This window comes from Yersinia frederiksenii ATCC 33641, assembly GCF_000754805.1.
GTDB classification, from domain to species: domain Bacteria; phylum Pseudomonadota; class Gammaproteobacteria; order Enterobacterales; family Enterobacteriaceae; genus Yersinia; species Yersinia frederiksenii.
In genome coordinates, this window is record NZ_KN150731.1 from 2219886 (window position 1) to 2234942 (window position 15057).

Here is a 15057-nt window from a genome sequence, read left to right on the forward strand (position 1 = left end):
TCTCATCTGGTATTTTATTACTATTGTTAAATAACTTAAAATGGATGAAAATAAAAAAATCCATAATAAATATCAATAAAAACAACGTAATAAATATCGGAGAGAATTATTCATTTATTGTTTTTTATAAAAAAACATTCAAAGAGTGGGTACAATACTTACGCAGCATAGTTAAGGAGAATAATAAACTTCACATACTCACGCCAATCGTTTACTCATTATGCATTTACATTATTAACTTTTTCACTCTTAAATTAAATATCATTATAACTTCACTTTTTATATTAGGAAGTGTTATATATCTTCAATTGAAGTTATCAAGAAAGAGACATCATTCTCTTTTTAAAAAAGATTTCCCAGAGGTTCTATTAATGATAAATATGGCATCAGGTAGCGGAGCCAGTATTAATCATGTACTAGAACGCTGCGGGCAAGAAGTTAGTGGACCATTAGGACATGAGCTCGTTCTTATTTGTCGCAGACTTAATCTTGGTGAGTCACCAGAAACTGTTTTTTATGATGCCTATCAACGTTTCAATTATCCTGAATTCTACTTTCTCATTACAATTATTTTGCTTAATATTCAACAAGGTGGACAATTAAAAGAATTAACGAGTAGATTATCCCAAGTGATATCAAAAAATAAAACCACTGAGCAGAAAAAATCTGTACTGACCGCTCAAACTCGGATGTCAGTCAATATTATATCTGCCATGCCCGTTGCATTCTCACTTTTACTCTATTTTATTGATGCCAAAAACATAGAATCAATGTGGGATAACCCTATAGGAAGAATGATCTTTTTTTATATAATCACCAGTGAGGCCATTGGTATTTACGTAATAAGAAAAATGCTTAGGAAAACACTATGAGTATATTTTTTATTTCATTATCAATTTTGGGAGTGGCTATTTTCCTTACAACTAAGTCCAGAGAAAACAAAATATTAATATATAATCGAATAAACAATAAATCACAAGAAGAAAGAGACAGTAAAAATGAAAAAAACAGCAATGAAAAAAATATTTCTTATCTTATAACAATACCATTAATTCTAGACAAGGCTATTTACTCTAAATTAATTATTATATTAACTAGTTTTATCATAGTAATCCCATTACTATTAACAAATATAATAGAAACTAACATTGACACTTTTATCATCATTGGATTAATAACCTTGATGACTACTTTATATCTACCAAAAGTACTTATAAATAAAGTTATCATCAGAAGAACTGAGTCTGTACTTAAATCACTACCTTTCTTTATTGATATTACTGCAGCATGCGTTCAGTCTGGCATGACAATCGATAATTCTCTAAGTTATGCAGCGAAAAAGTTTGAATTGATAAATCATGACTTAAGTCTGATCATGATTAGAATGATAAAGAGAGCCGAAATAAATGGACTGGAATCAGCAATAAAAGAACTTCATCACTCTTCTAACGCCCTGGAAATAAAAATGTTTTGTAGCGCTCTTCAATACAGCATTAGTTTTGGATCAAGTGTTTATGATCAGCTGATTAACTTATCTCAAGATATGAGAGAAATGCAATTATTGGTCACAGAGGAGAGAATTAGCAAATTATCAGCAAAATTAACCTTCCCACTATTTTTATTTATTCTCATTCCATTTGTCGTTTTAGTTATATCCCCCAGCGTATTGGAGATACTCGCATATGTACAAAAAATTTAATACGTCCATTATTGTTTCAACTTTCATACTGCTAATAAGTGGTTGTTCTTGGAATGATAAGACGAGTAAGGACGAATTTACTTATCGTGAAAGTATTTTAACTAAAGCAAATAACCATAGTGGCTTAATTACCTTATATCGTGATAAATTAAAAATAAAAGAAGATGATAACATCAGATTAAAATTAGCAAACTCTTATTATCTATCAGGTGATAGTAAGTCCTCTCTATATTATCTCAAACCAATAGCGCATAAGCAGAGCGAATCTATCTATTTATTGCAAGCCAAGAGCCTTATTAAGGAGGGTAATAATACAGATGCACGCATTATTGTAAATAAACTATTGAAAATCTCACCTAACAGTGCTGAAGCACATAATATTAATGGTATTATTTTAGCCAATAGTGGTGAAATGGCTAAAGCTGAGAATGCTATTGAGAGATCACGCGCTTTATTTATCTCCGATGAAACCGCGATGAATAATCTTGCCGTTATCGCCATACTCGATAACCGTTATGCAGATGCAGTAAGAATATTATTACCGAGTTACCTTGCCGGTAAAAGGAACAGTTTAATGTTACATAACTTAGTTTTTTCACTAATTAAACTTGGTGATAAAAAATACGCGAAAAAAATAATTACTGCTGAAAAAATCTCGAAAGAACCCGATGAGTTGATATTAGCCATTAGTCAGATTAGCAGCCCATATCAAGATAAATTATCCGACGGAATAGAATAATGCGTAATTTAACCATTCGCCTTGTTAACTCGAATAAAGGGTCTATTACTATAGAGTTTTCAATAACGTCTCTTATATTTATATTTACACTGCTATTTAGTGCGGAAATTTCACGTCTATTTTATATTTCTGCCAGTTTAGATTTAGCTTTTTCTGAGGCTGTAAAATCAGCTAAAAATAAGCAAAGAAATGAGAATAGCCGTTATAACACTGTATTGAAGGCAAAGTTACTCACACAACAAGGGGTGTTAGGCTCTTTTATCACAAAGACTAACTCAGTAAAAACAAGTGTTAAATTTAGTCAAGATATACATGATATTATTAATAATAACATGTCAAATGACGATACACTGCCACTGGCAAAATATACTGTCCGTTATTCATATCAGCCCATTTTTTTTCCTATTCCATCTTATTGGGGTAAGACTCTACTCTCACGAGAGGTTATTTTTGTACAGGAAAATTAGTCAAAAAAATATCATTGCAGATACTCGCGGTGCAGTAATTATTGAGTTTATCTTTGTTTTTTTAATCATCGCTCTTTTTATAAAGTTAATCATCTCGATGGCTGAACATTACTCAACTATGGGGAAACTAGATCGAACTTCATATTCATTAGCCGGAATTATTCGTGAAAGATCACAATTATATGATGGTGATAATATATTATCCCAAGAGCAAGTTAATCAATTAAAGAGGCTTGCAGACAATATGTTACTTAGCGCCGGTAATTCTAATCGTGATTTTGCAATAAAAGTAGAAACCGTACATTTCAATCCAACAGGATCATCTGCTATTGAAAATAAAATAATAGATAATACGAAAAGTTTATCATTTGGTGTCGGTGCTTGTGAGCCGAAAAAACCACTTAGAGAGTTAATACAATTATCAACTTTCAGTAATGCAGGTAGATGGATACCTCTCTATCGGGTCACACTATGCTCTCTTAATACATCTTGGTACAACAGACTATTAAACCAAGAAGGATCCGATAGTGCCATAAAATCATCTTCTATCACAGTGGAAAGGTGACTCAGTCATATTTCATATACACAGCGTAATAATAAAGGCTCTTTATGTTAAAAAATAAGACTCACTATCTAAGTTTCAATAAACTATTTATTTTCATAAAAAATGAGAATGGCGCTATATTGTTATCATTTATTTTCATTCTACCTATTTTTATTGGGTTGGTTTTTTTATCTTTTGAAATTTCTCATTTTATACAAAAAAAAGCTCGACTCTCTGATGCCATTGAGCAAGCAACATTAGCGCTAACAGTTGATAATGATGAATCGCCAGATGACGATAATATAAAGAAAGAAAAAAATAGCAAATTTATCATTAATTATGCAAAAGCATATTTACCCAATGAGAAATTTTCAAAACCAGTAATAAATATAACCAGTCATTCAGACTATATTAATTACCAGGTAGATATGACGATATATTATCCCACAAAAATATTAAATAAAATATTTCAAACAGTCTCTCCAGAGGTTAGTATCAGTGATAATGCCAGGGCCTTAAAATATACCACTACGGATTCAAAACCCACAGACGTGGTATTTGTCGCTGATTACTCAGGTTCAATGAATGAATATTTCGATGAAAGTGATGAAAGTGATGAAAAGAAAATTGTGGCATTAAGACGGATATTTAAAGATATACAAAATGAAATTAAATATAATAACGTAAATATTGACATTATTGGTTTTGTACCTTTTTCTTGGGGAACTAAAAATTTTTATAGCAGTACTTTGGCGAATATGGAAAAAGAATCATTTTGTCACTTCCCATTTGTCCCAAACCAGTTTAGTCCCAGCAGCGACTACTTAGCAAAATATAACTTTTCAGAGAAATATAACATTTCTGATTTAAAAAAATTCCCAGAATTAAAAAATCTTGATATCGTTGACAGAATTAAAAATGGTGAATGTACTTACAATAATTACAGAAAAATCATCAATGAGATAAATGATAAATTACATTATGAAGTGGATTTAGATGAATCTTATGTTAATGAAATTTACGACTCCCTTGATCTCGCCTGTAATATGGCTTATTTTGATGAAATAGCTGATATAGTTGAGAGTAATATTGACTATACGAAAACTCTTGAGTCAATAAATAAAGCAGATAATACCATTAACATAAAAATGGTAGACATGCCTAACAACAGTATATGTCTAAGGGGGTCAAAGGCTTTTACTTTTGATAGACATAATCGTAATAATACATCGATATCCAAAATATTAGGCACCAGGGCTACTGGAGGAACATTAATAAGTTCAGGTATATTAACAGGGAATAATATATTCTTAGAAACAGACAATAGCTATAATAAATTAATGATTATTATTTCTGACGGGGATGATTCTAGACAAACAGATAAAGAGAAAAGGTATTATAATATTAGTAAGAATCTTATTAAAGATGGAATGTGTGAGAAAATTAAAGACAATGGCATAAAAATGGCATTTATCGCTATTGGATATGTACCAAGAGAAGATATTGATTGGAGAAGGTGCGTAGGAGAAGAGAATTTCTATTTCGCTAAAAATGCACATGAGCTGGAACTAGATATTCGCCAGGCATTAGTAGGTGTTGATTCTGAAGTAGGCCGTAATATACCGAAAAAATGATATCAGGCGCGGTAATCTTCGCCGCGCCTGCAATTGACTATTTTGTACCGCCCGCTTCCATACCAACTAACCCGACCTTGAGATAACCTGATTGACGCAGTGCATCCATCACACTCATCAAGGTTTCATAATCCACCACTTTATCCGCCTGGAAGAAAATAGTAGTTTCTTTGTTAGATTGGGTCACGTTATCCAGCGCTGCCGCCAATGTATCGCGGTCAACCTGCTGGTCACCAACATAAAGCTGGTTATCCGCTTTGACGGTCAGAAATACCGGTTTCTCTGGTCGTGGCTGCGGTACTGCTGAAGATGCCGGTAAATCGACTTTGATATCAACAGTTGCCAATGGTGCAGCCACCATGAAGATAATCAGTAATACCAGCATGACATCAATAAAGGGCGTCACGTTAATTTCGTGCAGCTCACTACTTTCATCAAGGTTATCGTTCATCCGCATGGCCATAAATCACCCCGCACGCAATTGGTGAGGTAACTTAGATGACTTTGCTTCAGCAGTGCTGCTCAAATCAAGATCACGGCTTAACAATAGCAGAACCTGCGCGGCAACATCTCCAACCTGAGCACGGTAAGAACCTATCAGACGAGCGAAAATATTATAGATGACCACTGCCGGGATGGCTGCCACTAAGCCCAGCGCTGTCGCCAGTAAAGCTTCAGCGATGCCCGGTGCAACAACCGCCAAATTGGTGGTCTGTGAATGAGCGATGCCGATGAAGCTGTTCATGATGCCCCAAACCGTACCGAACAACCCGACAAAGGGTGAGATTGCCCCGATGGTTGCCAGGAAGCCATTACCTTTACCCATTTGGCGACTGATTGCAGCAACACGGCGCTCGAGGCGAAAAGCGGTACGCTCTTTAATGCCATTATTGTCGTTTGATTCCGCAGATAGCAGGCGCTCGTTTTGTGCTTCACGCAGCAATAGGCCGCTGATACTGTCTGTGGAGAAGGCCTCTGCCCGCTCAGATGCAGTATCTAGATCCGTAACCGCACCGATAACTTCATGCTCTTGCTGTAAGCGACGACGTGCGCGGAATAACTCGGTGCCTTTGGAGAACAAAATGGTCCAGGTCACAATTGATGCCAATACCAGACCAATCATGACACCTTTAACCACTACGTCAGCATGCTGATACATGCCCCAGACAGAGAGGTCCATCGCCAGCCCTTCTGGTGCAGGGGCCGGCAGTGGCTGAATCCTAGGTGCAGATGTGGCTGCTTCTGTATTGGCAGGAGTGGCCGCTACTGGAGTAATTTCCGGCGTTGGTAACGGTGTTGATGTTGCAGTTGTTGGTGTCGCAACAGATGCAGCAACTGCGCCACTGTTGCCAGGTGCTGCGAATGCATGGCCGGTTAATCCTGCTACCAGCAATAATGCCATCGCACTTTTCATCACTCGGCCTTGCGCGAATGATTTATCTTTAATCTCTTTGCCAGCTGTTTTCACGCTGTGCCTCCACCCAATATGCATATCAATTTAAGGACGAAATCAGCTGCCGATCATATCAAACAAACGGGGGATTGATAGTAATTATCATTAGTATTTGAGCCTATTCTTTGAGAAAAAATAAGAATTCCCCTGATATCAGGGACTACAAGGCATGACAATCGGATTACTATTCTTGGCTGTACAGCCTGAGTGACATGAAATGTAAAGTTAGAGGAGGTTAATCTCTAATTATAATTCCTTAATAAATACCCTATTTCGCCACTTACACAGCATTTTGCCATGGCAAACCCACAGAAAACAGCGGGTCACCCTCTTGAGTTATTTTCATGGTGAAAGCTGCTCTCACACCACAATCATCATGCTAACGTAAGGAATACATTCCAATAATGAATGCTATCCAAAGAATAACTGGCTCAGATTATAAAAAGGTGGCAACGCAATCATGTCTGCAAATAAACCAACGACAGAAAAACTGGAAACAACCTTAGTTAGTGCTGGCAGGAGTAAGAAATTTACCCAAGGCTCGGTCAATACCGTTATCCAGCGAGCCTCTTCGCTGGTTTTTGACTCAGTGAAAGCGAAAAAACATGCCACTATTAATCGCGGAAATGGCGAGCTATTTTATGGCCGTAGAGGCACGCTGACCCATTTCTCCCTGCAAGAAGCAATGACAGAATTGGAGGGTGGCGCAGGTTGTGTGCTTTATCCTTGTGGTGCCGCGGCTATCAGTAATGCCATTTTGTCATTTGTCTCAACCGGCGATCATGTGCTGATGACCGGTTCTGCTTATGAACCCGCGCAGAGTTTTTGCGATAAAATTTTATCGCGCATGAATGTGACCACCACCTATTTTGATCCCATGATAGGGGCCAAGATAGCCTCGCTGATTACTCCACAAACAAAAGTGGTGTTCCTCGAATCACCTGGCTCTATCACCATGGAAATACAAGATATTCCCGCTATTGTAAAAGCCATTCGGGCGGTATCTCCTGAGATGATTATCATGATGGATAATACTTGGGCGGCTGGTGTGCTGTTTAAAGCATTGGATTTTGATATTGATATCTCCATCCAGTCAGGTACCAAATACATTATTGGTCATTCCGATGCGATGCTGGGGATTGCTGTTGCCAATGCTCGCTGTTGGGAACAGCTGCGGGAAGACTCTTATCTGATGGGACAAATGGTTGATGCCGATACCGCCTATCTTGCCAGCCGTGGTTTACGCACTCTCGGTGTACGCTTAAAACAACATGAAAAAAACAGTATTGAAATTGCGAACTGGCTGACTCAGCGCCCAGAAGTTGCTGTGGTTTATCACCCGGCGCTACCGGGCTGTAAAGGCCATGAATTCTACAAACGGGATTTCACCGGCTGCAATGGTTTGTTTTCTTTTGAATTAAAAGAAGAACTCACTCAGGAGCAATTAGAGGCTTATCTTGACCACTTTACCCATTTCAGTATGGCTTTCTCATGGGGCGGTTTTGAATCTTTGATTCTGGGTTATCAACCCAAAGATATTCGTGCAATCCGTAAGTTCGAAGCAGAAGGCATAAAAGGGACACTGTTTCGCCTTCACATTGGCTTGGAAAATGTGCAAGACTTGCAGAACGATTTGGTGGCGGGGTTTGAACGCATTAAAGCAGTGAAGTAATCGCTACCGCACGACATAATTTGTTAATGCGCGGTGATAATAACCGCGCATTAATCCTCTCTTACACAAATAGTGTCAACGACACGTATATACCTACCCAAAAATTTAGTTATTGAGGATAAGATCAATGTGGGTCTGTGCCATTACGGATACACTATGCAAGACCTCACAACAATATCCTCACACGATAGGCAAACAGGAACAGAAATGGATGTATTACGCGAAATCCTTCATGCCTTATGGCAGCAGGATTTTAGTAAACTTGCCGACCCGAATGTGATTTGGGTTATTTACGGCATTCTCTTTACCACCCTCTTTTTAGAAAATGGTTTACTGCCAGCTTCTTTCCTCCCTGGTGATAGCTTGTTGCTATTGGCAGGTGCATTAATTGCCAAGGGTGTTATGGGGTTCTTACCCACAATGATAATTTTGACCGTTGCCGCCAGTCTGGGTTGTTGGCTAAGTTACCTACAAGGGCTGTGGCTCGGTGATACTAAAGTGGTAAAAAGATGGTTGTTACAGTTGCCTGTTCATTATCGACAGCGCGCGCATAATTTGTTTGTTCGCCACGGTTTAGCGGCCCTCATTATTGGCCGGTTCTTAGCTTTTGTGCGGACTTTATTGCCAACATTGGCAGGTATTTCCGGTCTGAACAGCGCACGTTTTCAATTCTTTAACTGGCTCAGTGGGCTGCTCTGGGTGGGCAGTGTCGTGGGGCTGGGCTTTGCTCTTAGCCAGATTCCATTGGTTAAGCATTATGAAAATCAGGTCATGACGGCACTGATGATTCTGCCCATTGTCTTGCTACTGTTGGGGCTGGTTGGCACGCTGGTTTTAGTCTGGTGTAAACGTAAAAGTGTGACTGAGTAGCGGCCCTGCTCTGGGCTCGCTGTCTCTATCACTTAACGGTGCGCTATGCGCCGTTTTTTGTCGATGTAAAAGCTGGCGCTAAGTCAACCGGCGCGCAGTTTGGCAAGCTCTTCACTGGGAGTCACGCCAAAATAGCGTTTAAACTCACGGCTAAATTGCGAGGCACTTTCATACCCCACTTTATTGGCTGCTGTGCTGGCTTTTAGCCCATCGTGCAACATCATCATTCTTGCACGGTGCAGTCGGTAAGATTTCAGATATTGTAGGGGCGAGGTATTGGTAACGGCTTTAAAATTATGATGAAACGCCGAGATGCTCATATTCACATCTGCAGCTAATTGTTCAACATTCAAGTTCTCGGCAAACTGATTTTCGATGCGCCGTAGTGTCTTGGTAATTTGGTTGAAGTGCCCATGGCGGTTAACCAATGCCTGCAATGCCCCACCACACTGACCGCACAGCACATAGTAGATAATTTCCCGAACAATTTGTGGGCCAAGAACTCTGGCATCACGTGGGTTGGACATCACATCCATCAGGCGTTCAGTTGCGCACAGCATCTCTTCAGTCAATGCCGATGAGTTGACGCCGGATGTATTACTGAACGGTTTATCCAGCTCGTCATCACCGATATCTATAATAAGGTCCTGTAGCATCTGATTATCTATATGAATATAAATCCCAGCCAACGGTATTTCAGGGCTGGCAAAGGTTTCACATTCAAAAGGGAGAGGTACAGTCAGAATAAGGTAGTTTTTCGGATCGTACTGAAACACTTTACTGCCCAGATAACCGATTTTATGCCCCTGAAATATAATCACCACACTGGGAGTGTACATTACAGGGGTGCGCGGCTGGTGAACGGTGGAGTATAGAATGCTCACCTTAGGTACAGCGGAAGGTGTTAAACCATTGCCCTGAGCCAGATGAGCAATTTTCCCCGCCATCTGCGCCTGAATATCAGTAACCTCAACCATGGTGCCTCGCCTGCTTCTGTTATCTAAAATAATCTGACATAAATTATGCAGAATTTTGCACATTTTCTACAGTGGTTTGGAGAAATAGGCAAGAGCTAGGCAGAAATGTGCATTGAGGTATAGCATCAGGTTACCGACAATAGCTACCAATAAAATTAGCAGCGTAGTCACTGCTGTTTGTTCATCACCCATAAGCTGGAAGATAAATCATCATGCAAAATTTTACCCTTCATACCCCAACAAAAATCCTGTTTGGTACTGGTCAGATAGCGCAACTGAGTAAAGAAATTCCTGCAGATGCACGTATTTTAATCACCTATGGTGGCGGCAGCATCAAACAAAATGGCGTGCTTGATCAAGTTCATCAGGCACTAAAAGGCTTTGATTTTATTGAGTTTGGTGGTATTGAACCCAATCCTACCTACGAAACCCTGATGCAAGCTATTGAGGTTTGCCGCAAAGAAAAAATTAACTTTTTGTTAGCTGTGGGTGGCGGTTCAGTGTTGGATGGCACCAAATTCATTGCGGCTGGCGTCAATTATCCACAAGACCCATGGCATATTCTGGAAACCATGGGCAGAAATATTACCGAAGCCATCCCTATGGGCTCAGTACTGACGTTGCCTGCTACTGGCTCTGAAGCTAATAATGGTGCAGTTATCAGCCGTCGTAGCACTGGTGATAAACAGCATTTCTTCTCACCACATGTGCAGCCACTGTTTGCTGTGTTGGACCCTGAGGTCACTTATACCTTGCCGCCGCGCCAGGTTGCCAACGGTGTGGTCGATGCTTTTGTTCATACTATTGAGCAATATCTGACTTACCCGGTAGATGCAAAAGTACAGGATCGTTTTGCTGAAGGTTTGCTGTTAACACTGATTGAAGACGGCCCGAAAGCCTTGAGTGACCCGAAAAATTACAATGTGCGAGCCAATATCATGTGGAGCGCCACTATGGCATTAAACGGTCTGATTGGTGCTGGTGTCCCGCAAGACTGGGCAACCCATATGCTTGGCCACGAACTGACAGCACGCCACGGGCTGGATCATGCCCAAACCTTAGCGGTGGTATTGCCTGCACTGTTGGTTGCCAAAAAGCAGCAAAAACACGCTAAATTACTGCAATATGCAGAGCGCGTCTGGGGCCTGCATGAAGGAACTGAAGAGCAACGTATTGATGCAGCCATTGAAGCGACCCGCCATTTCTTTGAAAGCATGGGCGTGGCAACTCACCTGTCCGCCTACAAACTCGATGGCAGCTCAATTCCAGACCTTATCAAAAAATTGGAAGAGCACGGCATGACGGCGCTGGGTGAACACGGTGATATCACTTTAGCCGATAGCAAACGTATCTACGAAGCTGCGGTCTAATAAACAGAGCTACAGCGACTAAACTTACCTCATTGGTCACGCAAATAGGCTGATACAGCCCAAATCTATACCCAAAAAATGACGTTGCAGGGAGCTAATTTCCTGCAACGTCAAGTACCAAGGGTATTCAGCTAAGGAGATAAACATGGCAACGCAACCCATTATCAAACTGCACGATGGAAATCTGATGCCACAACTCGGCCTTGGCGTTTGGCAAGCAAGTATTGAAGAAACACAGCTTGCTGTCAGCAAAGCGCTGGAAGTGGGCTATCGTTCAATTGATACGGCGGCTATTTATAAGAATGAAGTCGGTGTTGGTCAGGCGCTGAAAACAGCTAACATTCCCCGTGATGAGATATTCATTACCACGAAACTGTGGAATGACAGCCAGCGTAATCCAAAACAAGCTCTGGAAGAGAGTCTAGAGAAACTGCAGCTCGATTATGTCGATCTCTATTTGATTCATTGGCCGGATCCGACACAGGATCGCTATGTCAGTGCCTGGCGCGAGCTGATAGCACTGAAAGAACAAGGTTTGATCCGCAGTGTCGGGGTCTGTAACTTCACAATTCCTCATCTGCAACGGCTAATTGATGAAACCGGCATAGCCCCGACCGTCAATCAGATTGAGCTACATCCACTACTACAGCAGCGGCAGATTCATGCCTGGAATGCCACACATCACATTGCTACCGAATCCTGGAGCCCGCTGGCACAAGGTGGCGATGGGGTGTTTGATCAGGCTGTTATTCGTCAACTCGCCCAGAAATACAGCAAAACGCCAGCACAGATAGTCATCCGTTGGCATCTGGACAGTGGGCTGATTGTTATCCCAAAATCAGTTACCCCCGTACGTATCAGAGAAAACTTTGAAGTGTTTGATTTTAAACTGCACAAAGATGAACTGACGGCCATTTCAAAGCTGGATAGCGGGAAACGCTTAGGGCCAGACCCGGATGTTTTCGGGTCTGACAGCTAATTCATTCAGCTTAATGATGCTTAGTTTTCCCTCTGGCAGTGCCAGCAGGTTTATTTACCGGCGCTCTGTTTGTGCCGGTTTTGTTTGCACCCGTATTGTTTGCACCAGTTGGTTTAACTGCCGCTTTAGCCGCAGACGCGCTATTAGCCGCTAGCGGTTTTTTACCTGCAGATGTGGCATTTGCTCGCCCAACAGGCTGGCGCTGACGAGTGATTGGGGTGTGCTTGGTCAGTGCCGGAGTATGCTGACGGAATGCACGGCGTGCCTCACGCTGCTCTTCCAGAGTTGGAGCCGGAACCAAGCATTCACGGCGACTGCCAATCAAATGTTGCAGCCCCATATCTTCTAATGCCGCACGAATCATCGGCCAGTTAGCCGGATCATGATAACGCAGCAATGCTTTATGTAACCGCCGTTGGCGATCACCTTTAGGAACAACCACATCCTCACTCTTGTAATCCACTTTCCCCAACGGGTTCTTACCGGTGTAATACATGGTGGTGGAGTTAGCCAGCGGTGATGGATAGAAGTTCTGCACCTGATCCAAACGGAAGCGGTTTTTCTTCAGCCAGAGGGCCAAATTAACCATATCTTTATCTTCAGTCCCCGGATGGGCGGAGATGAAATATGGAATCAGATACTGCTCTTTACCTGCCTGCTTAGAATAGGTATCGAACAGCTCTTTAAAACGCTGATAACTCCCCATTCCCGGCTTCATCATCTTGGAAAGTGGCCCTTCCTCGGTATGCTCCGGGGCTATTTTCAAATAACCGCCCACATGGTGGCTAGCCAATTCTTTGATATAGCGCGGATCTTCTACCGCCAGATCATAGCGAACACCAGATGCAATCAGGATTTTTTTGATCCCTTTCAAATCACGTGCGCGTCGATATAAAGAGATGGTCGGCTGATGGTTGGTGTCCATATGTGGGCAAATTTCAGGATAGACACAAGAGGCACGGCGACAGGTTTGTTCGGCGCGTGGCGACTGGCAACGCAGCATATACATGTTTGCCGTCGGGCCACCAAGATCAGAGATAATACCGGTAAAACCAGGCACTTTATCGCGAATTTCTTCGATTTCACGAATGATAGAATCTTCGGAACGGCTTTGAATAATGCGCCCTTCGTGTTCGGTAATCGAACAGAATGAACAGCCGCCATAGCAACCACGCATAATATTGATGGAAAAACGAATCATGTCGTAGGCTGGAATCGGTGACTTCCCATAAGCCGGATGCGGTACTCGCTGGTAAGGCAACGCAAAAACACTGTCCATCTCTTCAGTGCTGAGCGGAATCGCTGGTGGGTTGATCCAAATATAGCGATCGCCGTGTTTTTGCATCAAAGCCCGCGCACAGCCAGGGTTGGTTTCATGATGTAAAATCCGCGATGTATGGGCATACAACACTTTGTCTGCTTTCACTTTTTCATAGGATGGCAGCAAGACATAGGTCTTCTCCCACGGCTTTGGCTTAGCGGCTCGTACAGTCACTGGCTTAGCTTCTGGCTCCGGTACGGTATCCGTAGCACAGGGCAGATCATCACCATAAGGGTTGGGAATAGCTTCAATACGGCCCGGTTTATCCAAACGAGTAGAATCTACCCCGCTCCAGCCCGGCAATGCGTTTTTGCGCATCACAACGGTGTTTCGCACATCCTGAATATCTGCAATTTTCTCACCATTGGCCAAGCGATGAGCCACTTCAACCAGCGGCCGCTCACCATTGCCATACACCAGCATGTCAGCTTTCGCATCCACGATAACCGAGCGGCGCACGGTATCTGACCAATAATCATAGTGAGCAATGCGGCGCAAGCTGGCTTCAATACCGCCGAGTAATACTGGCACATGGCTGTAAGCTTCTTTGCAGCGCTGGCTATACACTAAGGTGGCACGGTCTGGCCGCTTGCCACTCTGATTATCCGGCGTATAAGCATCGTCATGGCGCAATTTGCGGTCAGCAGTGTAACGGTTAATCATCGAGTCCATATTACCCGCAGTGACGCCAAAGAATAGATTCGGCTCACCCAACCGCATGAAATCGTTCTTATTTGTCCAATCTGGCTGAGCAATGATGCCCACGCGGAAACCTTGGGCTTCCAACATGCGGCCAATAATGGCCATGCCAAAACTTGGATGGTCAACATAGGCATCCCCAGTGATGACAATGATGTCACAGCTATCCCAGCCTAATATGTCCATTTCTGCGCGAGACATCGGTAAAAATGGCGCAGTGCCATAACATTCAGCCCAATAAGGCTGATAAGAAAACAGGTCACGCTCTGGCTGGATCAGGCTGGTACTCATGGCAACACTCTTTGAATTGGGGAAAGTTGAGGTGGTTCGGGTTAAGAAATCATCACCGGGCGGCGATTATACGCATTTATCCATGAAAAGAGGAAGGATATCTATTTTGAATGTGGGGATCCGTTGATGGGGGCCGAATTATGTTTCGGTTTATAATCGTATAATAATATGGTTCGGTTGACATGAGATTAGTGGCTACCTTACCTCCGATGCCTCACCCGTCAAAGGGGTGAGTCCCAAGGATGGGACGAATATCCGGCGAAAGGGGCTACCGAGCTGGGAGCGAGTCATCGATTAGCCTGCAAACTGCCGGAGGGTACTGTGTTTCGCGCAAGCCGCAGG

At 42.1% G+C, this 15057-nt stretch carries 14 protein-coding genes; 10 read left to right on the forward strand and 4 right to left on the reverse strand.

The genetic code is table 11. The features are described from left to right. From DJ58_RS0121805 to DJ58_RS23410, 6 genes are all read left to right on the forward strand, one after another. Positions 1-872, forward strand: an 872-nt coding sequence (locus tag DJ58_RS0121805) for a type II secretion system F family protein (protein WP_032913238.1), incomplete at its 5' end; no start/stop codon positions are given. Continuing rightward, the gene (locus DJ58_RS11875) at positions 869-1699 is read left to right on the forward strand and encodes a type II secretion system F family protein (protein ID WP_032911228.1); all 831 of its coding nucleotides are present in this window, start codon (positions 869-871) and stop codon (positions 1697-1699) included. The genes DJ58_RS0121805 and DJ58_RS11875, both read left to right, overlap by 4 nt. Then, positions 1683-2438 carry a tetratricopeptide repeat protein gene (locus DJ58_RS11870; RefSeq protein WP_032911229.1) on the forward strand — a complete coding sequence of 252 codons (756 nt, stop codon included), beginning with the start codon at positions 1683-1685 and terminating at the stop codon, positions 2436-2438. Before DJ58_RS11875 ends, DJ58_RS11870 begins: the two co-directional genes overlap by 17 nt. Further along, complete coding sequence (locus DJ58_RS23405) at positions 2438-2905, forward strand: TadE/TadG family type IV pilus assembly protein (protein ID WP_032911230.1); 468 nt, start codon at positions 2438-2440, stop codon at positions 2903-2905. Before DJ58_RS11870 ends, DJ58_RS23405 begins: the two co-directional genes overlap by 1 nt. Continuing rightward, positions 2889-3470, forward strand: a complete 582-nt coding sequence (gene tadF, locus DJ58_RS11860; protein ID WP_032911231.1) for a tight adherence pilus pseudopilin TadF — start codon at positions 2889-2891, stop codon at positions 3468-3470. Before DJ58_RS23405 ends, tadF begins: the two co-directional genes overlap by 17 nt. A 44-nt stretch (positions 3471-3514) precedes the next feature. After that, positions 3515-5083 (forward strand): TadE/TadG family type IV pilus assembly protein, encoded by a 1569-nt coding sequence (locus DJ58_RS23410; protein WP_004709727.1) that lies wholly within the window; start codon positions 3515-3517, stop codon positions 5081-5083. Between the two features lie 37 nt (positions 5084-5120). Here the strand turns inward: DJ58_RS23410 and exbD are convergent, their stop codons facing one another. Further along, a complete protein-coding gene (exbD, locus tag DJ58_RS11850; RefSeq protein WP_004709729.1) occupies positions 5121-5546 on the reverse strand; it encodes a TonB system transport protein ExbD in 426 nt (141 codons plus the stop codon). 3 nt (positions 5547-5549) lie between these two features. Beyond that, a complete protein-coding gene (gene exbB / locus DJ58_RS0121810; RefSeq protein WP_004709730.1) occupies positions 5550-6551 on the reverse strand; it encodes a tol-pal system-associated acyl-CoA thioesterase in 1002 nt (333 codons plus the stop codon). Between the two features lie 445 nt (positions 6552-6996). Between exbB and metC the strand changes: the two genes are divergently transcribed. Further along, a complete protein-coding gene (gene metC, locus DJ58_RS11845; RefSeq protein WP_004709732.1) occupies positions 6997-8208 on the forward strand; it encodes a cystathionine beta-lyase in 1212 nt (403 codons plus the stop codon). 207 nt (positions 8209-8415) lie between these two features. Then, the gene (locus DJ58_RS11840) at positions 8416-9078 is read left to right on the forward strand and encodes a DedA family protein (RefSeq protein ID WP_004709734.1); all 663 of its coding nucleotides are present in this window, start codon (positions 8416-8418) and stop codon (positions 9076-9078) included. Between the two features lie 83 nt (positions 9079-9161). On the opposite strand, the gene DJ58_RS11835 is transcribed toward DJ58_RS11840, so the two are convergent. Then, on the reverse strand, positions 9162-10055 hold the full coding sequence (locus DJ58_RS11835) for an AraC family transcriptional regulator (protein ID WP_004709735.1): 894 nt from the start codon (positions 10053-10055) through the stop codon (positions 9162-9164). 212 nt (positions 10056-10267) lie between these two features. Here DJ58_RS11835 and yqhD point away from each other — a divergent pair, with 212 nt between their 5' ends. After that, a complete protein-coding gene (yqhD, locus tag DJ58_RS11830) occupies positions 10268-11425 on the forward strand; it encodes an alcohol dehydrogenase (protein WP_004709738.1) in 1158 nt (385 codons plus the stop codon). A gap of 145 nt (positions 11426-11570) precedes the next feature. Then, a complete protein-coding gene (gene dkgA, locus DJ58_RS11825; protein ID WP_032911232.1) occupies positions 11571-12404 on the forward strand; it encodes a 2,5-didehydrogluconate reductase DkgA in 834 nt (277 codons plus the stop codon). A 10-nt stretch (positions 12405-12414) separates the two neighbouring features. Here dkgA and DJ58_RS11820 read toward each other — a convergent pair whose 3' ends face one another. After that, entirely contained in the window at positions 12415-14715 is a 2301-nt protein-coding gene (locus DJ58_RS11820; RefSeq protein ID WP_032913239.1) for a YgiQ family radical SAM protein, read from the reverse strand. Positions 14716-15057 lie beyond the last annotated feature (342 nt).

Bases quoted from the DNA above. Each gene is read 5' to 3' on its own strand.
- DJ58_RS11820 (WP_032913239.1), bottom strand. From the start codon at position 14,715: ATGAGTACCAGCCTGATCCAGCCAGAGCGTGACCTGTTTTCTTATCAG.
- DJ58_RS11840 (WP_004709734.1), top strand. From the start codon at position 8,416: ATGGATGTATTACGCGAAATCCTTCATGCCTTATGGCAGCAGGATTTT.
- DJ58_RS23410 (WP_004709727.1), top strand. From the start codon at position 3,515: ATGTTAAAAAATAAGACTCACTATCTAAGTTTCAATAAACTATTTATT.
- DJ58_RS11835 (WP_004709735.1), bottom strand. From the start codon at position 10,055: ATGGTTGAGGTTACTGATATTCAGGCGCAGATGGCGGGGAAAATTGCT.
- yqhD (WP_004709738.1), top strand. From the start codon at position 10,268: ATGCAAAATTTTACCCTTCATACCCCAACAAAAATCCTGTTTGGTACT.
- dkgA (WP_032911232.1), top strand. From the start codon at position 11,571: ATGGCAACGCAACCCATTATCAAACTGCACGATGGAAATCTGATGCCA.
- DJ58_RS11870 (WP_032911229.1), top strand. From the start codon at position 1,683: ATGTACAAAAAATTTAATACGTCCATTATTGTTTCAACTTTCATACTG.
- exbD (WP_004709729.1), bottom strand. From the start codon at position 5,546: ATGGCCATGCGGATGAACGATAACCTTGATGAAAGTAGTGAGCTGCAC.
- DJ58_RS23405 (WP_032911230.1), top strand. From the start codon at position 2,438: ATGCGTAATTTAACCATTCGCCTTGTTAACTCGAATAAAGGGTCTATT.
- metC (WP_004709732.1), top strand. From the start codon at position 6,997: ATGTCTGCAAATAAACCAACGACAGAAAAACTGGAAACAACCTTAGTT.
- DJ58_RS11875 (WP_032911228.1), top strand. From the start codon at position 869: ATGAGTATATTTTTTATTTCATTATCAATTTTGGGAGTGGCTATTTTC.